The 22162-nt window shown below is 65.3% G+C and carries 24 protein-coding genes, 1 tRNA gene and 1 pseudogene; 9 read left to right on the top strand and 17 right to left on the bottom strand.

What is annotated here, in order from left to right:
- Positions 1–6: 6 nt before the first annotated feature.
- Positions 7–1209 carry a pyridoxal-phosphate-dependent aminotransferase family protein gene (locus BSQ44_RS05940; RefSeq protein ID WP_072602377.1) on the bottom strand — a complete coding sequence of 401 codons (1203 nt, stop codon included), beginning with the start codon at positions 1207–1209 and terminating at the stop codon, positions 7–9.
- Between the two features lie 309 nt (positions 1210–1518).
- On the opposite strand from BSQ44_RS05940, the gene BSQ44_RS05935 reads away from it, so the two are divergent.
- Positions 1519–2067 carry a methyltransferase family protein gene (locus BSQ44_RS05935; protein ID WP_235633355.1) on the top strand — a complete coding sequence of 183 codons (549 nt, stop codon included), beginning with the start codon at positions 1519–1521 and terminating at the stop codon, positions 2065–2067.
- Positions 2068–2316: 249 nt separating this feature from the next.
- On the opposite strand, the gene ureG is transcribed toward BSQ44_RS05935, so the two are convergent.
- From ureG to ureC, 9 genes are all read right to left on the bottom strand, one after another.
- Complete coding sequence (ureG, locus tag BSQ44_RS05930; protein WP_072602375.1) at positions 2317–2946, bottom strand: urease accessory protein UreG; 630 nt, start codon at positions 2944–2946, stop codon at positions 2317–2319.
- Between the two features lie 512 nt (positions 2947–3458).
- A complete protein-coding gene (locus BSQ44_RS05920; protein WP_072602373.1) occupies positions 3459–4184 on the bottom strand; it encodes an urease accessory protein UreF in 726 nt (241 codons plus the stop codon).
- Complete coding sequence (locus BSQ44_RS05915; protein WP_072602372.1) at positions 4184–4462, bottom strand: YrhK family protein; 279 nt, start codon at positions 4460–4462, stop codon at positions 4184–4186. The genes BSQ44_RS05920 and BSQ44_RS05915 overlap by 1 nt, the downstream gene beginning before the upstream one ends.
- Before the next feature lie 54 nt (positions 4463–4516).
- Positions 4517–5104 (bottom strand): urease accessory protein UreE, encoded by a 588-nt coding sequence (gene ureE / locus BSQ44_RS05910; protein WP_072602371.1) that lies wholly within the window; start codon positions 5102–5104, stop codon positions 4517–4519.
- Entirely contained in the window at positions 5101–5712 is a 612-nt protein-coding gene (locus BSQ44_RS05905; protein ID WP_072602370.1) for a glutathione S-transferase family protein, read from the bottom strand. Before BSQ44_RS05905 ends, ureE begins: the two co-directional genes overlap by 4 nt.
- An 11-nt stretch (positions 5713–5723) precedes the next feature.
- Positions 5724–6212: a DUF29 domain-containing protein gene (locus BSQ44_RS05900; protein WP_072602369.1), complete on the bottom strand. Its 489-nt coding sequence runs from the start codon at positions 6210–6212 to the stop codon at positions 5724–5726.
- A 38-nt stretch (positions 6213–6250) separates the two neighbouring features.
- On the bottom strand, positions 6251–6547 hold the full coding sequence (locus tag BSQ44_RS05895; protein WP_072602368.1) for a putative quinol monooxygenase: 297 nt from the start codon (positions 6545–6547) through the stop codon (positions 6251–6253).
- Positions 6548–6592: 45 nt separating this feature from the next.
- Positions 6593–7054, bottom strand: a complete 462-nt coding sequence (locus BSQ44_RS05890; protein ID WP_072607891.1) for a DUF29 domain-containing protein — start codon at positions 7052–7054, stop codon at positions 6593–6595.
- 64 nt (positions 7055–7118) lie between these two features.
- On the bottom strand, positions 7119–8831 hold the full coding sequence (ureC, locus tag BSQ44_RS05885; RefSeq protein WP_072602367.1) for an urease subunit alpha: 1713 nt from the start codon (positions 8829–8831) through the stop codon (positions 7119–7121).
- Between the two features lie 141 nt (positions 8832–8972).
- Here ureC and BSQ44_RS05880 point away from each other — a divergent pair, with 141 nt between their 5' ends.
- Positions 8973–9467 (top strand): hypothetical protein, encoded by a 495-nt coding sequence (locus tag BSQ44_RS05880; protein WP_235633354.1) that lies wholly within the window; start codon positions 8973–8975, stop codon positions 9465–9467.
- 39 nt (positions 9468–9506) lie between these two features.
- Here the strand turns inward: BSQ44_RS05880 and BSQ44_RS05875 are convergent, their stop codons facing one another.
- The 5 genes from BSQ44_RS05875 to BSQ44_RS05855 are packed head-to-tail and all read right to left on the bottom strand — an operon-like array spanning position 9507 to position 11860.
- Complete coding sequence (locus tag BSQ44_RS05875) at positions 9507–9812, bottom strand: urease subunit beta (protein ID WP_072602366.1); 306 nt, start codon at positions 9810–9812, stop codon at positions 9507–9509.
- 11 nt (positions 9813–9823) lie between these two features.
- A complete protein-coding gene (locus BSQ44_RS05870) occupies positions 9824–10411 on the bottom strand; it encodes a HupE/UreJ family protein (RefSeq protein ID WP_072602365.1) in 588 nt (195 codons plus the stop codon).
- A 29-nt stretch (positions 10412–10440) separates the two neighbouring features.
- Complete coding sequence (locus BSQ44_RS05865) at positions 10441–10701, bottom strand: DUF1272 domain-containing protein (protein WP_072602364.1); 261 nt, start codon at positions 10699–10701, stop codon at positions 10441–10443.
- 9 nt (positions 10702–10710) lie between these two features.
- Positions 10711–11013, bottom strand: a complete 303-nt coding sequence (locus BSQ44_RS05860) for an urease subunit gamma (RefSeq protein WP_072602363.1) — start codon at positions 11011–11013, stop codon at positions 10711–10713.
- A gap of 10 nt (positions 11014–11023) precedes the next feature.
- Positions 11024–11860, bottom strand: a complete 837-nt coding sequence (locus BSQ44_RS05855; protein ID WP_072602362.1) for an urease accessory protein UreD — start codon at positions 11858–11860, stop codon at positions 11024–11026.
- Positions 11861–12031: 171 nt separating this feature from the next.
- On the opposite strand from BSQ44_RS05855, the gene BSQ44_RS05850 reads away from it, so the two are divergent.
- From BSQ44_RS05850 to BSQ44_RS05840, 3 genes and pseudogenes are all read left to right on the top strand, one after another.
- A complete protein-coding gene (locus tag BSQ44_RS05850; protein WP_072602361.1) occupies positions 12032–12286 on the top strand; it encodes an acyl carrier protein in 255 nt (84 codons plus the stop codon).
- Positions 12287–12295: 9 nt separating this feature from the next.
- The gene (locus BSQ44_RS05845) at positions 12296–13513 is read left to right on the top strand and encodes a beta-ketoacyl-[acyl-carrier-protein] synthase family protein (protein WP_072602360.1); all 1218 of its coding nucleotides are present in this window, start codon (positions 12296–12298) and stop codon (positions 13511–13513) included.
- A 102-nt stretch (positions 13514–13615) separates the two neighbouring features.
- Positions 13616–14318: pseudogene (locus BSQ44_RS05840) on the top strand (glutathione S-transferase family protein).
- Between the two features lie 10 nt (positions 14319–14328).
- Here the strand turns inward: BSQ44_RS05840 and BSQ44_RS05835 are convergent.
- Together BSQ44_RS05835 and aroA are read right to left on the bottom strand one after the other, a co-directional pair.
- A complete protein-coding gene (locus BSQ44_RS05835) occupies positions 14329–16065 on the bottom strand; it encodes an alpha/beta hydrolase (protein ID WP_157894518.1) in 1737 nt (578 codons plus the stop codon).
- Between the two features lie 223 nt (positions 16066–16288).
- Entirely contained in the window at positions 16289–17644 is a 1356-nt protein-coding gene (aroA, locus tag BSQ44_RS05830; protein ID WP_072602358.1) for a 3-phosphoshikimate 1-carboxyvinyltransferase, read from the bottom strand.
- 290 nt (positions 17645–17934) lie between these two features.
- Here aroA and BSQ44_RS05825 point away from each other — a divergent pair, with 290 nt between their 5' ends.
- From BSQ44_RS05825 to BSQ44_RS05810, 4 genes are all read left to right on the top strand, one after another.
- Positions 17935–18333 carry a TIGR02300 family protein gene (locus tag BSQ44_RS05825; protein WP_072607889.1) on the top strand — a complete coding sequence of 133 codons (399 nt, stop codon included), beginning with the start codon at positions 17935–17937 and terminating at the stop codon, positions 18331–18333.
- Positions 18334–18474: 141 nt separating this feature from the next.
- Positions 18475–18550, top strand: a tRNA-Ala gene (locus BSQ44_RS05820).
- Positions 18551–18625: 75 nt separating this feature from the next.
- Positions 18626–20320, top strand: coding sequence for a DUF6538 domain-containing protein (locus tag BSQ44_RS26255; RefSeq protein ID WP_083534518.1), 1695 nt, complete (start codon positions 18626–18628; stop codon positions 20318–20320).
- A gap of 427 nt (positions 20321–20747) precedes the next feature.
- Positions 20748–22127, top strand: a complete 1380-nt coding sequence (locus BSQ44_RS05810; RefSeq protein WP_157894517.1) for a hypothetical protein — start codon at positions 20748–20750, stop codon at positions 22125–22127.
- Positions 22128–22162: the final 35 nt, after the last annotated feature.

Genomic DNA, 22162 nt, shown 5'->3' with positions numbered 1-22162 from the left:
AAAACCTCAGGCCAGCGCCTCGGCCGCACGCGACAGCGCGCCGACGCCGTGAGGGATGCCGAGCGCGGTCATGCCCGCCTCGATCGCCCCCAGTGCGCCCAGCACCATGTGCGTGTTGACGTGCCCCATGTGGGCGATCCGCATGAAGCCGTCTGCGGCCGGATCGCCCTCCGGCGCCATGCCGAGCCCGATACCCAGCGTCACGCCGGCATTGGCCTTGGTCCATTCGCGCAGTTGCGTGGCACGCGGAGACGCCATCTTCACGGTAGTGACGGCGTGCGAGCGGAAGGCCGGATCGGCGATGTTCAGCCCGATGCCGGCGGCCTCGCCGTCACCGTCGCCCCAGGCCTCGAAGGCCGACCAGACGGCGCGCGCGAGGCGTTCGTGCCGGCTCCAGGCGGCCTCGATTCCCTCCTCGCGCACGAGCATGTCGAGCGCGGCGCGCAGGCCGTAGAGATGATGCGTCGGCGCCGTACCGCCGAAGCGCTGGTAGAACTGCTTCGCCTCGATCCGCGGCGTCCAGTCCCAGTAGGGAGTGCGCCAGCGCGCGCCGGCACTCGCCTGCCGCGCCTTTTCGTTCAGCCATACAAAGCCGAGACCGGGCGGGGTCATCATTCCCTTCTGGCTGGCGGACACCATCACGTCGACGCCCCACGCGTCCATCTCGAACCGGTCGCAGCCGAGCGAGGCGATGCAGTCCACGGCGAGCAGCGCCGGATGGCCGGCCCGGTCGATCGCCGCCCGCACCGCGGCGACGTCGTTGCGCACCGAGGTGGCGGTATCGGCGTGCGTCATCAGCACGACACTGATCCGCTCGCCCCGGTCCTCGCCCAGCGCCCGCGCCACCTCGTCGGGGTCGACCGGGCTGCGGCGCCCGAAGTCAAGCCGCTGCATCGTCACGCCGAGCGCCTCGGCCGACTGCGCCCACCCCTCGCCGAACCGGCCGGTGACGAGCGCCAGCGCATGATCGCCGGGACTGAACAGATTGGTGTTCGCCGCCTCCCAGGCGCCATGCCCGTTGGCGACGTAGATGGCGACATGATGCGTCGTGCGCGCCACCTGTTTCAGGTCCTCGCAGAGCCCCGGCATCATCTCGTGCAGTTCGCCGGTGTAGATGTCGGGCGAGGCGCGATGCATCGCGTTCAGCACCCGGTCCGGCACCACGGACGGACCCGGAATGGCGAGATACTGGCGGCCGGTAAGGTTCATTCTGCTTGTTTCCGGATGAGACTTGGCGCTGGAGAGGCGACCGTGCGTGGTTTGGCAAGCCTACTATGAGGGAATCCGGCGGGCTCCGCGAGGGGGCAAGAGGGCGTCAAGGGGAAGGCCAAGGGGTTGACGATGGCACGCGGTGGCAATCAAATGATGACGGCGCCAACCGGACTATAGCCACGGTTTCTCGCCAGCGTAGCCAGCAATTTCTCGAACGATTCAGTGGAGAGACGGGTGAATTCCGAAGACGCAGGCGATTTGTCGCGATACCAGGCTGCCCGACGTGCCATCCTCGCAGTCATCATCGTGATCGCCTTCGCGACTTTGGTCTTCGTGGGATCGCTTCACGACGAGTTGATGCATGAGTACATCGAGACGCTTGGCCTCGTGCTTATCCTGATCGGGATCGGCGGACGGCTTTGGGCGACGCTCTACATTGGCGGGCGCAAGTCGGCTGAGGTCGTGTCGACCGGGCCCTACTCCGTCAGCCGCAATCCGCTGTATGTCTTTTCCTCGATAGCGGCCGCCGGCGTCGGGGCGCAGACGGGCAGTTACGTCGTCGCCTGCCTGTTTATGGTGGTGTGTGCGGCAGCGTTCTATTTCGTGGCCCGGCGCGAGGAACGATTCCTGTCCGCGAAGCTGGGCGGCGAGTATCTTTCCTACCTGCAGCGCGTTCCGCGCTTTCTGCCCAATCCGTTGATCTATCGCGACGACGCAGAAGTGACGTTCCAGACCCGTCGGTTTCGCGTCACCTTTGTCGACGGTCTCGTCTTCCTGGCCGCGATCCCGGTGCTCGAGGCCATCGAAGAGGCCCAGGAGGTGGGTGCGATCCCGCATCTGTTCCTGCTTTTCTGAGTCTGCGCCGGAAGCTGATCGCGACGTCCGTATCTGGTCACCCATGATGAACGCGCTTCCGGTCTTGCGTCGGAGCGGTTCATGCTGCCTGTCTGAGCCAGGTTTCGAGATCGATCGGCGATCCGTCCGCGCCAAGGCGAGCGACGTGCCGGATGCTGCCGCATCACCGCATGTGCCGGGGCGACATGATGCCCGCGAGAGCCAGGCGGCACGTGCTTCCCGAACCTGCCGAAGTGAGAACCACGCTCCTCAGGCCGCCGACCTTCCCGCCTCCAAACCGCCCATCTCGACGATGAACTTCACCACCGCGTCGAGCCCCCGCCCGCGCGACAGGTCGGTGAAGCCGAAGGGCCTCGCGCCGCGCATTTTCGCCGCGTCGCGTTCCATCACGTCGAGGTCGACGTTCACGTAGGGCGCGAGGTCGCTCTTGTTGATGACGAGGAAATCCGAGCGCGTGATGCCGGGCCCGCCCTTGCGCGGGATCTCCTCGCCCTGGCACACCGAGATGACGTAGAGCGTGATGTCGGCGAGGTCGGGCGAGAAGGTCGCGGCGAGGTTGTCGCCGCCGGATTCGATGAAGACGATGTCGAGGTCGGGGAATTTCCGGTTCATCTCGGCGATCGCCTGGAGGTTGATCGAGGCATCCTCACGGATGGCCGTGTGCGGGCAGCCGCCGGTCTCCACCCCCATGATGCGCTCCTCGGGCAGCGCCTGGAGCCGCGCCAGCATCATGGCGTCTTCCTTGGTGTAGATGTCGTTCGTCACGACCGCGATGGAGAAGTGCTCGCGCATCGCCTTGCAGAGCTTTTCCGTCAGCGTCGTCTTGCCGGAGCCGACGGGTCCGCCGATGCCGATGCGAAGAGGGCCGGTGGGGTTCATGTGCGACCTCCGTCGTGGCTACTTTATCGAAACAAGGAAACGGCCTTCGCTTCCGCTCCTGGACACCGATGAGTTATGAACGAACCGCGTCCAGTCATCGCCATCTAGAATATACGGCTTCTTGAGGTCCACCATCAGAAACGACCCGCGCCCAAATATCAGTGCGAACTGAAGCAGGGCGTCGCACCAGCGAACGCCGACGATCCGTTTTCCAACCAATCCGCCAATCTCGCGCTTGATGCGGCGGTCGAGCGTCCTCTCACCATCAAGACGTACCGAACCACCCGAATGCAAGCGCCACGCTATGGTCCAGAGAAGGAAATCCGTCTTCGCGCTGCGATCCCATCGGTGGTGGGGTCGGCGGACGCTTCGTCGAGACTTCGTTCTTCGCGGACGTGTCGGACCTATTCCAACGTTGATGACCGAACCGACGGAGTGGCCCACCTGAGAAACGGACTCGCCCACCAGGCGACTCAGCGTTCGAGCAGCAAAAACACGCGCCTTCGTCTCGTTCACGACCGAAAAAGCCTCGAATATTGCGTCTCATGCTTCATCGCCCCGATCTCGGCCATGAAGGTGCAGGAGCCGAGATCGTCGAGCGTGGATATCGCTGCCCGTGCGGCGGTCGCCACGAGGACCGGTTCGAACCCGGCGAGCAACCGGGCTGCATCGCTCTGCCCGATGACGCCGAGGCGGATCGCGGCCTGCAACTGGTTCGACGCGAAGGCCTGGAGGTAGGCCGCGAGCGCATCTTCCAGCGGCACGCGGTGGCGGCCCGCGGTGGCGCCCACCGCGACCGGATAGGGGCAGTTTTCGGGCAGGGGCGTCGGGAACCGATCATCCGTCTCGATGTCCTCCTCCCCCTTTTGGGAAGGGGCCGGGGGTGGGGCTACCGGTGCCAGCGCAGCCCCCCATGCTTGCGCCGCCTGCACGAAGGCGCCGCCCTGCAGCGTCGCCTCCATGTGGCGTTCCCGCGAGCCCGCCAACGCTTCGGCGAGCGCCACGATGTCGCCGACATCCCCGCCGGCTCCGGCGCGGCGCCAGCTTTCGGCGAACAGCGCCGCATCGTTCCACGCTGAACCCTGGGTCACCAGTGCCTCGATCCACGCCCCCAGCCCGTCGGGACCCGCGACCTGACCGTCCTGCACCGCCCGTTCAAGACCGTGGCTGTAACTGAAGGAGCCGACCGGGAAGGCCGGCGACAGCCATGCCATCAGGCGAAGCAGCGCGTCGGCCATCAGCCCTTGCCCTCCTCGAGGTCCTCGTAGTCGCCCTCGGCCAGCATGTGGAACTCGCGCACGATCCGCAGCGTCGGTTTCAGCGCGAAGAAGATCGAACCGATCAGGAAGCACCAGGTCGCGGGGATGGAGAGCGACTGCCAGAAGAACAGGACCGATCCGACGATGAAGAGCAGCGCCGCGATCACGTCGACGGCGGTGTAGGCGATCTCGTAGGTCGCGTAGAGCTTGCGGTTGCGGTGGCTCCGGCTTCGGGTGCGGGGATCGAAGAAGCTCATTCCGGGCAGGTGCGTCTCGCTTCCTGAAGGTGTCGACGTCCGCGCGGCGGCGCGTCAGGCATGGTTGTGGCCGTAGTGCGGGTCGCCCGGCAAGCGTCCGTGGCTGTCGCCCTCGCCGTGGCCATGGTCGTGATGGCCGTGCCCGTGATCATGCCCATGCGAATGGCCGGAATAGGCGCCGCGCACCGGCTGGAACGGCTCCGAAATGTCCGTCACCGTCGCGCCAAGCCCCTCCAGCATCGCCTTGATGACGTGGTCGCGCAGGATGAGAATGCGGTCCGCCTCGATCTGCGCGGCGAGATGCCGGTTGCCTATGTGCCAGGCGAGTTCGGCCAAGTGCACCGGATTTTTCGCCCGGATCTCGTAGACCTCCTCCTCCGCCGCGATGATCTCGGCGCGCCGCCCGTCATCGAGAACCAGTTGGTCGCCATTGTCGAGCGACACCGGCTCTGGCAGGTCCACCAGAAGCTTGTCGCCATGCGCGAGCGGGATCACGCGGCGCCGCAGATGCCGCTCGTCATGGGCGAGCACGGCCACGTCGAAGGGCATGGGACGATCTGCTTCCGCCTCGAGATCGGCGCGGCGCACCATTTGGCCGGCGCGGGGCAGCTTGGTGAAGTCGGCGTTGAGCGAGAGTTTCATGCGGCGGCGGTTTCCTTTTCCCGTTCGCGGGCGCGAGCCAGCGCCGGCCGGCCGAGCACCCGCTCGAAGTATGCGTTCACCTCGTCGGACTCCACCGCGAACTTGCCGCCGCGCGCCCACTGGCCGCAATGGCCCAGGATGACGTCGGCGGCCGAGAATCGGTCACCCAGCGCGTAGGTCCGCCCGCCGAGCTTGGCCTCCAGCGCCTTGACCTCATTGGCGAAGTCGTGCGCGGTGGCCGCGCTCACGTCGGCGCGGTAAGTTTCCGGCAGGATGAACTTGTGGCGTAGCTTGTTCCACAGCGGCGCCTCCAGCTCCGACTGCGCGAACTGCATCCAGGCCTCCATCTCGGCCTCGCCGCGCAGGCCCGGCTCCGGTCCAAAGCCCTTTTCGGCATGTTTCTTCGAAAGATAGGTACAGATCGCGGCCGAATCCGTCAGCACGAAGTCGCCGTCGACCAGCGCCGGCATCTTGCCGCTCGGATTGTAGCGCCGCATCGTCTCGGAATGCTGCTTGGCCTTGACGATCTCGTAGGGCTCGCCGAGTTCCTCCAGCATCCACAGGACGCGGGTCAGGCGCGACCCCGGTGCTCCGACGGCTTGGTACATGGGCAGTTTCCTCAATCGCGGATGAGCTCGTCCGCCTTGAAGGGCGGCCCGGGCATGAAAAGGTCGTCCAGAGCTTGCGCAGCCGTATAGGGTGGCTCCGGCGGGAAGGCCGAGGCCGGGAGCTCGGTCTCGCGGGCCGCATGCCGCACCGCCCAGCGATACGACCAGTCGAGCGCCTCGTCGGGATACCGAACCAGGCTGGGGCTGGTTTCGATCAGGCCCTGAAGATGGGCGCGCTGTTCCGAAATCGTCGATTGCCAACTGTGGCTTCGCCGCCCCGGCTGGTGCTCCCATTTGAGCAGGTGCATCAGCAGGACACCGAGCCGCTTGGCGATCTCACGCTTCTGGCTGCGTCCCACGCTCTCGACCTCCTCCGCGAGGTTGTCCCAGTCGATGTCGTTTCCCGACCGCGCGCGCAGCTTTCCGGCCTGGTCCATCAGCCAGGCGTGGAAATCACGCTCGTAGAGCGTGTCTTGCGGTTTCTCGAGAGCCTTTCCCATGACCGAACCCTTACCACGCCAGCCTTTGCGGTGCGAGTTCAGAACTCCTCCACCTTGTCGGCGTGGACAATCTCGATCGCCCGCGAGACCAGATGCGGCGCGCTCGCATCGCGCCAGACCGCCAAATGCGGCTGCTTAGAATGCGCGGTGAGATCCTCGCGCGTCTCCCACTTTTCGACGAAGACGAGCTTCTCGGGATCGGAGAGGCTCTGGTGCAGTTCGTAGGCGATGCAGCCCTTCTCCTTGAGAGTCTCGGCGATGCAGGCAGCCGCCGGCGCGCGCAGCGCCTCCAGCGAGCCGGGCTTGATGGTGAGCGTGGCGACGACGTAGATCATGGGCAGTCCGATTTGCCTTGGCTGGAGGACGAAGGGGAGCGCCGCTCAGGGCGCGTCCGGCAGGAAGCCGGGATCGAGGATCTGTTCGATCGTAAAGGGGCAGGCTGCGGGGAACGCGTCTTCGGGGAGGCCGGTCTCGTCTGCGGCCTTCATGCGGGCGCTTTCATACTCTTCATGGACCACGTCCGATGGATATGCCTTGAGGCTCGGGCTCTCGCGCAGTGTGCGCAACAATCCTCGACGCGCCTCCAGGATCGAAGCCTTCCAGCCGCTCTTCCGCTTTTCGGGCTGAAACCTCCATTTCAGAAGGTGGACGATGGCGACGTTCAACCGGCTTTCAATTTCGCGCTTTTCGCTCCGTCCCAAGCTCTCGATCTCCTCGGCGAGATTCTCCCGGTCGAGCCCGTCAAAACGGCCGTCGCGCAAGAGCGCGGCCTGCTCAACGCTCCACAGCGCGAAGTCCTCCTCATAGCCCGAGAGCCGCGCGATCCGAGTGATCCTGTTCATGCAGAGCATATTGCGCCGAAAGTGGGCGCGAGCCAATGGGCTCGCGGCTGGCGGGCGAAGAGTGTCAGAACAAGAAATACCTCTGCGCCATCGGCAGCACTGTCGCCGGCTCGCAGGTCAGCAACTCCCCGTCCGCGCGCACCTCATAGGTCTCCGGATCGACCTCGACCTGCGGCGTGGCGTCGTTGAGCATCATGGAGCGCTTGCCGATGCCGCCGCGGGTGTTTTCCACCGCCACCATCGACTTCTCCACCCCGAGCTTTTCCCGCAAGCCGGCATCGAGCGCCGCCTTCGAGACGAAGGTGACGGAAGAGTTCGTCACCGCCTTGCCGAAGGCGCCGAACATCGGGCGCATGTGGACGGGCTGCGGCGTCGGGATCGAGGCGTTCGGGTCGCCCATGGGCGCTGCAGCGATGCTGCCGCCGATCAGCACCATGTCGGGCTTAACGCCGAAGAAGGCCGGGTTCCACAAGACGAGGTCGGCGCGCTTGCCCACTTCGATCGAGCCGATCTCCTTGGAGATGCCGTGCGCGATGGCCGGATTGATGGTGTATTTCGCCAAGTAGCGCCGCACGCGGAAATTGTCGTTGTCGCCGCTCTCCTCCTTCAGCCGTCCGCGCTGGCGCTTCATCTTGTCGGCGGTCTGCCAGGTGCGGATGATCACCTCGCCGATGCGGCCCATCGCCTGGCTGTCGGACGAGATGATGGAGAAGGCGCCCATGTCGTGCAGGATGTCCTCGGCCGCGATGGTCTCCTTGCGGATGCGGCTTTCGGCGAACGCGATGTCCTCGGGGATCGATGGCGAAAGATGGTGGCACACCATCAGCATGTCGAGATGCTCGGCGATGGTGTTGACCGTGTAGGGCCGCGTCGGGTTGGTCGAGGAGGGGATTACGTTCGGCAGCCCGCACACCTTGATGATGTCGGGCGCGTGCCCGCCGCCGGCGCCTTCCGTGTGGAAAGCATGGATGGTGCGATCCTTGAAGGCGGCGACGGTGTTTTCCACGAAGCCGCTCTCGTTCAGCGTATCGGTGTGGATCATCACCTGCACGTCGTAGTCGTCGGCCACCGACAGGCAGCAATCGATCGCGGCCGGCGTCGTGCCCCAGTCCTCGTGCAGTTTGAGCGCGCAAGCGCCGCCAAGCACCATCTCTTCCAGTGCCGCGGGCAGCGAGGCGTTGCCCTTGGCCGAAAGCCCGATGTTCATCGGGAAGGCGTCGAAGGACTGGATCATGCGGCCGATGTGCCAGGGGCCGGGCGTGCAGGTAGTGGCGAGCGTGCCGTGCGCAGGGCCAGTGCCGCCGCCGAGCATGGTGGTCAGCCCGCTCATCAGAGCCTCGTCGATCTGTTGCGGGCAGATGAAGTGGATGTGCGCGTCGAACCCGCCGGCCGTCAGGATCCTGCCCTCGCCCGCGATCGCTTCGGTGCCGGGCCCGACGATGATGGTCACGCCGGGCTGCGTGTCGGGGTTGCCGGCCTTGCCTATGGCCGCGATGCGCCCGTCCTTCAGGCCGATGTCAGCCTTGTAGATGCCGGTGTGGTCCACCACCAGCGCGTTGGTGATCACGGTGTCGACCGCGCCCTGCGCCCGGGTGTGCTGCGACTGGCCCATGCCGTCGCGGATGACCTTGCCGCCGCCGAATTTCACCTCCTCGCCGTAGACGGTGAAATCCTTCTCGACCTCGATGAAGAGTTCGGTGTCGGCGAGCCGCACCCGGTCGCCGACGGTCGGGCCGAACATCTGCGCGTAGGAGGAACGGGAAATCCGTGCTGGCATTGATCAGGCTCCGGCGTAACTTATGTTGGAAGTTCGGCGGCATCCGCAAAAGGTCCCCGCCTTGCGAGGAACATTGCCTTGGATGCGGACGTTGAAGGCGCTGCAGACCGACAGGAAACCGGAAGCGAAGCGGAGCACGGCATGCTGGACATCATGAATCGCGGGAACGCACTCGTTCACCTCGGCTTTGCGACGGCGCTGGTGGCCTTCGTCGCCTCCGATATCCGCGTGCAGGCGCAGGGGCTGGATGCGCCTGACGCGATCGAGAAGATCGTCGGTTCCGACGTGCACGAGGAGGAGCAGCAGGCGACGGCCGATTCCGACCGCGTCATCGCGGCGATCGAGAAGTCGGCCGAAAACACCGGGACGGTCCGCAAGGTCACCAATCTCGACCGCCTCGACATCGTCTTCCTGCCCGACGCGGCCGCAACCGAAGGCGGTCCTCCCGCCGCGATCGACGAGAAGCTCGCCGAATACGACGACGACGTGCGCGCGCTGCGCCAGGAACTGCGCGGCAACGCCATGCTGTTCCACGCCATCGATTCCCGCAGCATCCTGGTCGACGACGTGCTGGCGATCGAGTTCGACGACGCCAAGGGCGCCGTCATCTATGCCGCTGCCAAGCCCGCCGAGTAGACGCGGAATGCCGGGACCGGAGGCGCGAACGATCTCCATTCAGAGCGGTCCCATCACCTTCTGCTGGAAGCCATAGACCATCCGGTCGCCGCCGAGCGGTACCAGCTGCACGTCGCGTTCCTGGCCCGGCTCGAAACGCACGGCCGTGCCGGCCGCGATGTCGAGGCGCATTCCGAGCGCCTTGTCGCGGTCGAAGGCGAGGCCCTCGTTGGTCTCGAAAAAATGGTAGTGGCTGCCGACCTGGATCGGCCGGTCGCCGGTGTTGGCGACCTTCAGCGTGATCGCGGTGGCCCCGGCATTCAGTTCGATGTCGCCCTCGGCCGTGATCACTTCGCCCGGTATCATCGCCCCCTCCCTCAGCCGACCGCGAGCCAGGCGCCGGCCAGCACCGTCGCGACCCCGCCGAAGCGCATTGCGAGCCGGCCGGCATCGCCGCCGAAAGCTCGGCCGACGCCGAGGCCCGCCGCGATGCCCACCGCGTGAAGCAGCGAGGTCGCCACCGCGAAACCGGCGGCAAAGTTCGCCGCCCCGGCCGCGCCGAGTTCGCCGCCATGCGCGGCGCCGTGGAAGAAGGCGAAGAAGCCGACCATCGCCATCGCGGCCATGGTCGGAACACGCAGCGCCATCGCCGCCAGCAGACCGATCGCGACGACGGAGGCGAGGATGACCGGCTCCACGAAGGGCAGGGAGAGCCCCGCGACTGCCGCGCCGAACCCGGCGGCCATGGTGGCGACGAAGGCCGCCGGCACCAGCCAGAGCGCCCGCCCGCCGAGAAGTGCCGCCCACAGCCCGACGGCAACCATCGCCAGGACGTGATCGGCGCCGAAGAGCGGATGCGAGAAGCCGGCGGCGAACGAGCCATGCTCTGCCGGGTTCAGATGCGCGAAGGCGGGCAGCGTGCTTGCCGCGAGAAGCACGGCGGCGGTGGCGGTTTTTCTGATCATCTTTTCCCTCTCACTTGTCCCCGTCCGATCTACGCGGCCTTGCGGCCCGGCGGCGCGCAGCCCTCGGCCTTCAGGACACGCTTCGTCGAGGCCGGAAATCGTTCGAGCATTTTCGCCGGACGGATCGGGCGCGTGACGAGGCCGCCGCCGCAGTTCGGGCAGGTGCCGCCGAGGACGTCTGCCGCGCAAGCCGCACAGAACGTGCATTCGAAGGTGCAGATCATCGCGTCGGGAGCGTCGGGCGGCAGGTCCCTGTCGCAGCATTCGCAGTTCGGCCTGAGCTCGAGCATCTCGCCGCCCTACCTTATCGGCTCGTGCACGGTGACGAGCTTGGTCCCGTCCGGAAACGTCGCCTCCACCTGCACGTCGTGGATCATCTCGGCTATGCCGTCCATCACCTGTTCGCGGGTGATCACGTGGGCGCCGGCCTCCATCAACTCCGCCACCGAGCGGCCGTCGCGCGCGCCCTCCACCACGAAATCGGTGATCAGCGCGATCGCTTCGGGATGGTTCAGCTTCACCCCGCGCTCCAGCCGCTTGCGGGCGACGATCGCCGCCATGGCGATCAGCAGCTTGTCCTTTTCCCTCGGCGTGAGGTTCATGCTCTCTTCCCTAGATTGACCATGTTTTGGGCAAGCCTGCCTTCCCGTTGAGCAACCCGATCAATGGAACCAGCCGCTTTCTCAAGTCGTATCCGTCGCGCGCTGCAAGCCTCGCAAGAAGCTTGCCAGAATCGCCGATCGACCAGACGCTCGCCCCGCCGTCCTCGCCGATCACGTCTCGCGCCTGCGCGAGGAAACCGTCGGCATCGTCGCCGATATAAAGCACCGTGGCGATCGCCTTCCGCCCGCCCGTCACGGCGGCCATCTCCAGCGCGTCCGCCACCTCCGGCCCTATCGCGAACTCCTCCGCATGCACCAGCTTTCCGCCGCGGCGGATGCGCCATCGGTCGCGGTAGAGCCCGCGCCGCAGCACCTCGCCCATCCGCAGCCGCCCGAACAGCACCGCCTCGACGAAGAGTGCGCTGGCGCCCGGTTCGAGGTCGGCCGAGATCGTGCGCGAGAAGGCCGATCCGTCGAAAAGGATGGTTTCCTGCGGCAGCCAGGCGAGCCGCGCGTCCGCACCCGCCTTGAGTGACACCGTTGCCTGGGCGGTCCCGCCCGACGAGCGGTAGATCCGCTCGCAGGCCTGCGTCGTCACCACGGCAGAGGTGCCGTCGCCGACATCCACGCTCCAGGCAATGCGGTCGCCGCCCGTCAAACCTCCCGCCGTGTTGATCAGCACCGCCTCGAGCGGGTCGCCGGAAACGCGCGGCAGTCTGATCTTCGCCGCGCCTTCCTGAAACAGGCGCTCGATGCGCGAGCGCTCCATGCGCTGCCACACGGACAGCGCCGCGCGGGCGTCGACGCGCTGCTGGCGCTGCGGAAGGATTTTTGTCAGTTCGGTCATGCACGGGCTCCGCTTGTACAGTAACCGTCCCGGGCGCCATGTCGAGCGGTTGACAGGGCGGGACAAGTCGCAGATTCCGGAACCTGCCTCGATGCCGTCGCTTGTGCCCCCCTTCGCGGCGTGCAGAGTAGGCGCCAAGCGGTGGAACCAATTTTCCGGCTGGAGGGAAGCATGAGCGATCAACTCGAAACCGAGATCATAGACAAGATCGCCAGCTATGCCGACAAGGGCAAGGGTTCGGTCACACGCGACACCAAGCTCGCAGACCTCGGCATCCATTCCCTGGAACTGACCGAGATCATCTTCGACTTCGAGGACAAGTACGGCATCGAGGTCGACATCAACACCTCCGACGCCTGGGACACCATGGAGACGGTCGGCGATATCGTAGATGCCGTTCGCGCCCTCGTGGAAGCCAAGGGCTGACGCCGGCGCATGTCGCGAACGAGGATCGTCATCACCGGCATCGGCGGGCTGTGCTCGCTCGGTACCGATGCCGCCGCCATTTGGAAATCCATGGTGGCCGGCGTGGTCGGCGTCGGCGAGATCGTCAACCGGCCTCTGCATGACGTGAAGACGCGCATCGGCAGCGAGATAAAGGAACTGCCGCGGCACGACATCGATCCCAAGCGGCTGGTGACGATGGACCGCTACAGCCTCCTCGCCGCGATCGCCGCGGCGGAGGCCGTTCGTGGCGCGCGCCTGGAGATATCGCCCGACAATTCCACCCGCATCGGCGCCGTAATCGGCACCGGCGTCTGCGGATGGGAGGCGATCGAGGAAGGATACCGCGTCACGCTCGAGGAGAAGAAGCCGCGCATCGGCGTCTTCACCGTGCCGCGGGTAATGCCCGGCGCGCCCGCCGGCCAGGTTTCGATGACGCTCGGCGTGCGCGGCCCGGTCTACGGCGTCACCTCCGCCTGCTCCTCCTCCAACCACGCCTTTGCTTCGGCGATGGACCAGCTTCGCCTTGGCCGCGCCGACGTCATGCTCGCCGGCGGCACCGAGGCGCCGCTGGTATTCGGCGTCATCAAGGGATGGGAGGCGCTGCGGGTCCTGTCGAAGGACTTTTGCCGACCCTTCTCCCTAGACCGCAGCGGGCTCCTGCTCGGCGAAGGAGCCGGAGTCGTGGTGCTGGAGACCCTGGAGCATGCGCTGGCGCGCGGCGCGCCGATCCTGGCCGAACTCGCCGGCACCGGCATGTCGGCGGATGCGACCGACATCGTCGCCCCCACGGTCGAAGGGCCGACCGCTGCGATCCGCGCCTGCCTCGCCGATGCCGGCCTCTCCCCATCCGACGTCGACTACGTCAACGCGCACGGCACGGGTACCAAGGCCAACGATATCATCGAGACCCAGGCGCTGAAAGCCGTCTTCGGCGATCGCCTGCCCGGCATATCCGTCTCCTCGACCAAGTCCATGCATTCGCACTGCCTCGGCGCGTCGGGCGCGCTGGAGATGATCGCTTGCGTCATGGCGGTGCGCGAGGGCATCATCCCGCCGACCATGGGCTTCAACGAGCCCGATCCGAACTGCGACCTCGACGTTACGCCCAACGCGGCGCGCCACAGGCCGGTGCGGGCGGCGATCAGCAACGGCTTCGCCTTCGGCGGAACCAACGCCGTCGTCGCCGTCAAGCCGTTCCACGGTTGAGCGTCGCGGTTCGGTCATTCTTCGGTCCTCACCCTGATTTCACCGGCAAGAACCGCCATATAGACCTGGTCTTGAAAGACCTCACTCCCGCTGGAGATTTCCATGAACGACCTGTCGTCCTTCCCGATCGCCGCCAAGTACCCGGCAAAACACTCCGAGCGGCTGCAGCTCTATTCCTTCCCGACACCCAACGGCGTGAAGGCCTCGATCGCGCTGGAAGAGACCGGCGTGCCCTACGAGGCATCTGGTGGACATCCTGAAGAACGAGACGTGGACGCCTGACTTCCTGGCCCTGAACCCGAACGGCAAGATCCCCGCCATCATCGATCCGGACGGACCGGGCGGTAAGCCGCTGGGGCTCTTCGAGTCCGGCGCCATCCTCGCCTACATCGCCGAAAAGACCGGCAAGCTGATGCCCGCCGATCCGGCCGACCGCTACGAGACCCTGCAATGGGTGTTCTTCCAGGTCGGCAGCGTCGGCCCGATGTTCGGCCAGCTCGGCTTCTTCTACAAGTTCGGCGGCAAGGCCATCGAGGACAAGCGTCCGCTCGAACGCTACCGCGACGAGACCAAGCGGCTGATCGGGGTGATCGAGACGCGGCTCGACGGCCGCGAATGGATCATGGGCGGCGATTACACCATCGCCGATATCGCGATCTTCCCCTGGGTCCGGGCGGTGCGGGACTTCTACGAAGCGACCGAAATCGTCGGTCTCGACAAGTCTCCGAAGGTGCTCGACTGGATCGACCGCTGCGCCGAACGCCCCGCCAGCAAGACGGGCCTGAGCATCCCGCCGCGACCGTAACGAAAGACGCCTACCGGTCGAACAGCTTGCGCAACGCGCTCTCCAGGCGCGTGCGCTCGCCGGCATCTATTGTGGCCGGGACGATGAAGCGGTTCATGAACATCCGCGCGTCGTCGATGGTCGAGATGCTGCCGTGGCGCAGGAAGGAGAGCGTCGACAACAGCGCGTCGCTATCGCAGCCTTCGGGCGCGTACTGCCAGTAGCTCCCGTTCTCGCCCTCGACCTTGACCATGCCGCAGCGCTTCTCGGGCGGCGCGTCGCGCCAGAACAGCGACAGGATGTCGGTCAGCGCGGACGGATTGTTGGCGTAGTAGCTGTGCTTCAGCATGTCCTCGCCGATCTCCGTCATGTCGATGCTGTCGACGTTTGCCACGCTGAGGATCTGGCTGCCGCCCTGCCCCGCCCGCGGCGCGTCGCCATGCAGCTGCCGGGAGACTGCAAGGGCCCAGTCCTTGTTCGAGGCATAGAGCGTGATGCGCTCGGCGGTCGTGCGGATCGTTTTCATCATCTCGGTGAAGAGGCCCGCGTCGAGGTCCGGCGCCGTGAACAGCACCTGGTCGAAGGCCGGCGCTTCGCCGTCATGGCGCAGCGCGAAGAGCTCCAGCGCATCGGTCAGCGCGCGGTTGCCCATCGAATGCGCGATCAGGTGGATCCGCTTCGCGCCCGACTTGGCCACAAGATCTTCGAGGAAGACGCTCAGCCTGCGGCCGCTCAGGTTCACGACGGCGGTGTCGGCGATGTAGCTCACCACCGATGCCCGCGACGGCCAGGAGTAGAGGATCGGCAGTCCGTCGAAGTTCATGTCGTAGGCCATCTGAGCGGTGCGCTTGGCGGCCTCGTGGAACGGCACGTTGAACCCGTGCACGAAGACGAAGGCCTCCGACACGCCCGTCTCGCGGATCTGGTCCTGCATTTCGGAAAAGACCGCCGCATCCGCCTTCGGCGTGACCGAGGAGAGCACCACGTGACGCTCCGGGTCCTCGCGAAAGTCGAAGGTCCAGATCGACGGCGCCTCGATCTGACCGGGCCGGTGGTGCTGGGGGATGCTCACCGTCGCCGTTCCCATCTCCAGCGTTCCGCGGCCCCCGCTATAAAAGTCGTTGGGAAGGTCGCTGCCGGAGCGGGCGCGATCCGTCGCATAGTAGATCCGGACGGTCGAAAAGCCCTTCTCGGGGTCGACGTCAAAGGCGCGGCTGGTCTCTTCCTCCTGAACGCGCACGGCCTCGGTATGCGCGGCGGCGATCTCCTGGGCGCGCTGCGCCACCGCCGGGTCGCCGGACCGGGAGGCCAGTTCGTCGAGTTTGCCGAGCAGCGGCTCCACGCCCTCCGTCAGCCCCGCGGCGCGCGCGATGCGCAACGCCTCCTCCAAGGTGTCGACCGCCGCCGCGAATTCGCCGGCCGCCGCGAGATCGCCCGATAGCCTCGTCAGGACCGGCACGCGTTCGGGAGACAATTCCCCCTCGCTCGCTGCCAGGGTGTCGGCGAGGCGCCGTTCCGTAGCAGCAGCCTGCGCGTGAAGGCCGGCGTCGCGCTCGATCGCCGCCTTCCGTTCGAGGAGATCGGCGACGACGCGCGGGTCGCTCTCGCCGTCCAGCGCGTCGGCGATGAGGGCGATGGCCTTCTCGTCGTCGCCTGCGGCAGTGGCCTGGGAGATGGCGACCCCGAGCAGCGGATCGACGGCGGCGGCGGGTCCGCTCCAGAACAGGGAGGACGCCAGCAGCGCCAGAAGGGCGGAAGCGAACCGCATCCTTCCCAGACGAACCCGATCGATCATGACAACCATAGCGCCGTACCCGAAGCTGCTGTTTCAGAAACCGTGACGCCGGATATCCTGATGGTCAAGCGCGACCTCCCGATGACGGCCGGCATGACCCGTCCGGTCGATCCGCGAAGTACCTTGGACAGGAATATGGACGGGAATAGGGTGGCGGGTACCGAACGCCCGAAGCATCGGCACCGCCGCCGAAGATCTAGTCGATCTCTGCGCCCAGACCCGCCATCATGTCCAGGAACTCCGGAAAACTTGTGGCGATCATGGCGCTGTCGTCGATCGTCACCGGCTTCTCCGCTGCCAGTCCCATGACCAGGAAGCTCATGGCGATGCGGTGGTCGAGATAGGTCTCCACCATGCCGCCGCCGAGCCCCTTGCCGCCGGGCCGGCCGCGCACGACGAGAGTGTCCTTGCCTTCCTCGCAGTCGGCGCCGTTGGCCTCCAGCCCGCGCGCCGCGGCCGCCAGCCGGTCGCTCTCCTTGACGCGCAGCTCCTCCAGCCCGTCCATCCGCGTCTCGCCCTCCGCGAAGCACGCGGCCACCGCCAGAACGGGATACTCGTCGATCATGAACGGCGCGCGCTCGGGCGGCACCGTGACGCCCTTCAGCTCCGAGGAGCGCACCCTGAGATCCGCCACCTCCTCGCCACCCGCGTCGCGCCGATCGAGAAGCTCGATCGAGGCGCCCATCTCCAGGAGCGTGTCGATCAGGCCCGTCCGGGTGCGGTTCATCAGCACGTTCTCGATCGTCACGTCCGATCCCGGGACGATCAGCGCCGCCACCAGCGGGAAGGCCGCCGAGGACGGATCGCCGGGCACCTGGATCGTCCGGCCCGACAGTGTCCCCTGCCCCTGGAGGCGGATGTGGCGCACGCCCTCGGCGTCCGTCTCCACCTCGATTTCGGCGCCGAACCCCTTCAGCATCAGTTCGGTATGGTCGCGCGTCATCACCGGCTCGATCACCGTCGTCACGCCCGGCGTGTTGAGGCCCGCGAGCAGCACCGCCGACTTCACCTGCGCCGACGCCATCGGCACCCGGTAGCTGATCGGCGCCGCGATGCGCGGGCCTTCCAGCGTCAGCGGCATGCGGTCTCCGGGCGCGGCGTCCAGGACCTGCACGCCCATCAGCCGCAGCGGATCGAGCACGCGGCCCATCGGGCGCCTGGAAAGCGAGGCGTCGCCAGTGAAGGTCGTCTTCATGTGGTAGGTCCCGACCAGTCCCATGGTGAGGCGCGAGCCGGTGCCCGCATTGCCGAAATCGAGCGGCTCCGCCGCTTCCAGCAGGCAGCCGTTGCCGACGCCCCGGACGATCCATTCGTCGCCGATCTTGTCCACTCGCGCGCCCATGGCCCGCATCGCGTCGCCCGTGCGCATCACGTCCTCGCCCTCGAGCAGGCCGGTGACGCGGGTTTCTCCCGCCGCCAGGCCCCCGAGAAGGATGGAGCGGTGCGAGATCGACTTGTCGCCCGGCACGCGCGCGGTTCCCGAAAGCGGCCCCGCCCGTCTCGCCGTGGCCTGACTTGGCGTGGCCTGACTTGCGGTGGAATGTCGGCTCATTTCTTTTCGCCTTCGCAACGCGCCGCGAGCGGCGCCGAGAGAAATCCGGGAGCCCCGGCGGCGGCCTGACTAGCATGGCTGGAGGGCACGGTCATCCCCGCCGTCGAGGCCGCCGCCGGGCGCTTCGGAAGCGCACGAACGAGCGCTCCCGGACGCCCCGCAATTGGTCTTTGACAGATCAGCCATTCATGTTTAAGGGGACCGATCTTTTTTCAGACGGAACTCTCTGCAACGCGCGGCCGATCAACGACCGCCGACCCGGAAGCTTCCACTTCACACGAGGCAACGCCGTGGCGAAAACCGAACTTGGCACCAAACGAGTCTGCCCTGAGACGGGCCGCAAATTTTATGACCTGAACAAGGACCCGATCGTGTCGCCCTACACCGGCACGAGCTATCCGCGCACCTATTTCGAAGCCGGCCCGGCGCCCGTTGAGGAAGAGGAGGAGCCCGAGACCGCCGAGGTCGACGCCGAGGAGGAAGGTGCGGAGGTCGTCTCCCTCGAAGACGCGGACGAGGAAACCAAGTCCGGCAGCACCGAAGTTCCCGACATCGACGGCGACGAGGACGAAGACGACGTCGATCTCGGCGACGATGACGACGACACGTTCCTCGCCGACGACGAGGACGAGGACGACGACGTCGCCGACATCATCGGCGTGGGCGGCGAGGACGACGACGAGGTCTGATCTTTTTGTCCGCCTTCGGCCGAATGCGGACTTGATCTTGCCATCCGGCGGATATAGAAGCCGCCAGCATACCGAGCGCCGGTCCCAACCGGCGCTGATCACCCGCCCGAAACGGCGGTCCCGGCCTTCAGGCCGGCGTGTGGGGCCATAGCTCAGTTGGGAGAGCGCTTGAATGGCATTCAAGAGGTCGTCGGTTCGATTCCGATTGGCTCCACCAGTTTTCTTCAAGCCGTTGATCTGGCTAGAACACTATTGATTTCATTGTCTTAGCGCCCGATAGTGGTACACAAAAGTGGTACACAAGGGCTCATCCACCGTGCGCTTCAAAGATGCCTACCTCCAGCGGCGTGGGGAGGTTTGGCAGTTCCGCATCCGCGTCCCGACCGATCTCGTCCCCAGCGTCGGCAGGCGCGAAATCAAGAAATCGCTGCGCACTGGCGACAGGTCGCAGGCGCGTGAGCTTGCGCGGATCGAACTCGTCAAGCTGGACGGCGAGTGGAGCCGGCTCCGGCGTTCGTTGAAACCTGTTGCAACGCCGAACCTCACGGAGGCCGAGGTCTTCCATCTCGCGGCGACTTGGTTTGTGTCCGCAGAGAAGCGGAACGCCGCCACAGCCGGCTCCTTGAGCCGTGAGCAGGCGGAGATCGAGCTTGCCGACATGAACGCCGACGAGAACCTCGGTACTGCGCTGCATGAGGCTTACGAGGCGGTGACGAACGCGGCGGGGATCAGGCCGCCGGAAGGATCGCCAGCGCAGCAGCGGCTCCTCGGGGTGCTACGGCGCGCCATCGTCGAGAGCAACAACCGGCGCATCGCCCGGCACGGAGTGGGCTCGACCTACCGCGATCCGCTGTTTCAGGATCTCTCGGAGGCGACTTCGTTGAAACCTGTTGCAACGAAAACGCTCAAAAAGGTAATGGAAATGATTACCTCCGATGCGACGCGGCAGGAGCTTCGAGGCAAGTCGCTGCTGAAGCGGGACGCGCATTGGAGGGTGGTGAAGGAATTCTTCGGGGCGGAGACACCCCTGTCGCAGATCCGACGCGAGGATGTCCGCGCGTTCATGGACCTCCTGAAGCGCCTCCCCTCGAACGCTTCCAAGCACTACCCCGGAAAGACCTTGCAGCAGGCCGCCGATCTCGCGGAGCGGGCGGGTCTGCCCCGGATGTCCAGCGACACCGCAAATGGCTACCTGCGGAGCCTCGGGGCGATCTTCCGCTTTGCCGTGGACGAGGGTTACGTGGAGGCTGATCCGTCTGCCGGCATTCTGCTCCCGAAGGCACCCGGACGAGCGAAGGACAAACGCTCCCCATTCGACGTGTCGGATTTGCGGGCCATCTTCTCCGCACCGCTCTACACGGGCTCGATGGATGACGAGGCGGGCTATGCTCGCCCCGGACCTAATGTCGTGCGGAGGGGCCGTTTCTGGGTCCCCATCATCGCCCTTTTCTCCGGCATGCGGCTGAATGAAATCTGCCAGCTTACCGTGGACGATTTTGTGGAGGAGGACGGGGTGCCAATCATCCTCATTCGGGAGGATGACGATGACGAGACCAAGCGGGTAAAGACGGAGGCGGGCATACGCTTCGTACCGGTCCATCCGGAACTGGAGCGGATCGGGCTACTGGCCTTCGTGGAAGGTCGCCGCGCTGACGGTCCCAAGGTGCCGCTCTTCCCGGAGCTATCGGCGGGCAGCACCGGCTACCGTTCCGACCCGTTCTCGAAATTCTTCGCTCGCTTCCGGCACAAGGTGGGGATCACCGACCGCAAGAAAGTCTTCCACTCATTTCGGCACACCTACCGTGACGCGCTCCGAGAGGCGGACATTTCCGATCAGAAGGTGCGGGCGCTCGGCGGCTGGTCGTCGTCACGGACAGAGGAGAACTACGGGCGCGGTCTCAAGGCCAGTACGCTGGCCCGCGATATCCAATCGGTGAAGTACGACGGCCTCGATCTGTCTCACCTGTATTGCGCGCAACTTAGCTGATTAGCGGGTGGGACCGCCTCCGCGATGAGCATTGGTTGCGATAAGATATCCGGCAGCCTGTGTTGACCCACGCTTTGGAAAGTCGCGAGAATTTGGCCGGCCAATCCGTTGCACCCGGTTGCAACCACGGTGTCAGACGGATCGTCCGAAGTGAGCGTCGTTGATCATCGTGAAGCACGACGAAGAATTTTCATCTTCTATTCCCGGGAATTCTCAAAAATCGTCGCTCGTTCAGGCAGAGCATTGGCTAGTGAGCGGCCACTACTCTAAAGAAGGCATGACAACAGGAACTTCAGGCGCGCGCAACTCGCGTAGAACGATTGGCCTATAATGGCAGGTAACTTGGCGCTATTCGTCCGCCACCACCGCATCCTTGTCCATCCCATCACTGCAGCCTAAGCTACTCGCTTTAGAAAGGGGCGAGGAGATGCAGGAAGGACATCGTATGTTTTTCGCACGAGCCATTACTGTGTTGGGGACACTTTTGTCGTCGGGATCGGCAGGGGCAGCTGAGATCAAGCCGTCCACTAACCCGGCGTGCGTTCTCGCACTGTCGGGCGAGATTATGCGAGGAGACTACAGCAAATTCCTCGCCGCTGCTGCCGCCGCTTATCCGGGAGCGGATGAGGTTCGCGTGTCCTCGTCAGCGGACACGATCTGCCTCGATAGTCCCGGCGGAGACCTGACTGAGGGAGTGAGCTTCGCCCGCCACTTCTACAGCCGCGGGGTTGGGACGGTAATCGACGACGGGGCCGAATGCTATTCGGCGTGCGCAATCATGTTCATGATGGGGACGGCTCAAGGTAGTGAAGTCTCTTTCGTAAACCGGAGGCTCCATGTGCGGGGGACGCTGGGGTTTCACCGCCCGTATCTCAACATCACAACTAGCGGCGACATTGATGTCAGGACACTGGCCATCGCATATGACCAAGCATACCAGTCCGCCCTCGACCTGATCTCGATGGGCAATGAAATGTCGCCTTGGACAGCAGTGCCGATGATGAGATCAGATCTCATCCAGCAGATGCTTTCCCATGTGGGCGACGACATGTTCTTGATCGACACTGTCGACAGGGTTTCCCGTTTCGGTATTGAGACCTTCGGATACGAGCTACCCGTCGGATTGGATCGGGAAAGCGCCTTCTATGCCTGCGAGAATGCGCTGCAATGGAAGGTGGGTCTGACCACAGAAGACATTACCTACACCGCCGAGGTGGCAGACATGTTCGGCGATCCCCGCGTCGAGGTAATTGACCATTCGGATGAGATGCCTGCCTTTCACGTGACGGGCTTGGCCAGCGGCTATGCCGACGAGAGTTGCGTGATTTTTCGGGAAAAAGGCGTCATTAAGGGCTGCGGGGTCGACGAATACACTGACACAACGCTCGGTCTCGGAACCTGTGACGGGTCCGATTTCCACGAAAAGGCAGAGGTTCTTCCACTGTTAGCGGTTCTCAATCCGGCAACGCGGCTTGCTTCGCTTGCCTCCAAGTACTCTGCCGCGAAGGGGGAAACCGAAGCAGAAGGCATGCGGTGTATCGTCCGGGAGGGCGGCATCATCGTTGATAGCGAAATCTGCCAGTCGGAGGCTCTTCCGTCATCCGACGATGAGAAGGCCTACCGCTTTGTTTGGCCCTCAGGAGCAAAAACCGTCGTCGTCATTGGTCCGGATGGCTTCAAGCTCAACGGTGCGCCCGCCTCGGCAAGAGAGCCGGGGGAATATGGTACATGCTTCACCAGTTCCCAGACCGGACGCGACTTCTGCGTGAAACCAATCTCTCGAAGGGCTCCGGCCGCAGCCTTATAACTTTGCGGAAACTAGGATGCTCTTCAGTGGGCAAG

The organism is Aquibium oceanicum (assembly GCF_001889605.1).
Lineage (GTDB): Bacteria > Pseudomonadota > Alphaproteobacteria > Rhizobiales > Rhizobiaceae > Aquibium > Aquibium oceanicum.
Note: the sequence above shows the minus strand (reverse complement) of the source record. Positions and strands in the feature narration are given on the sequence as shown.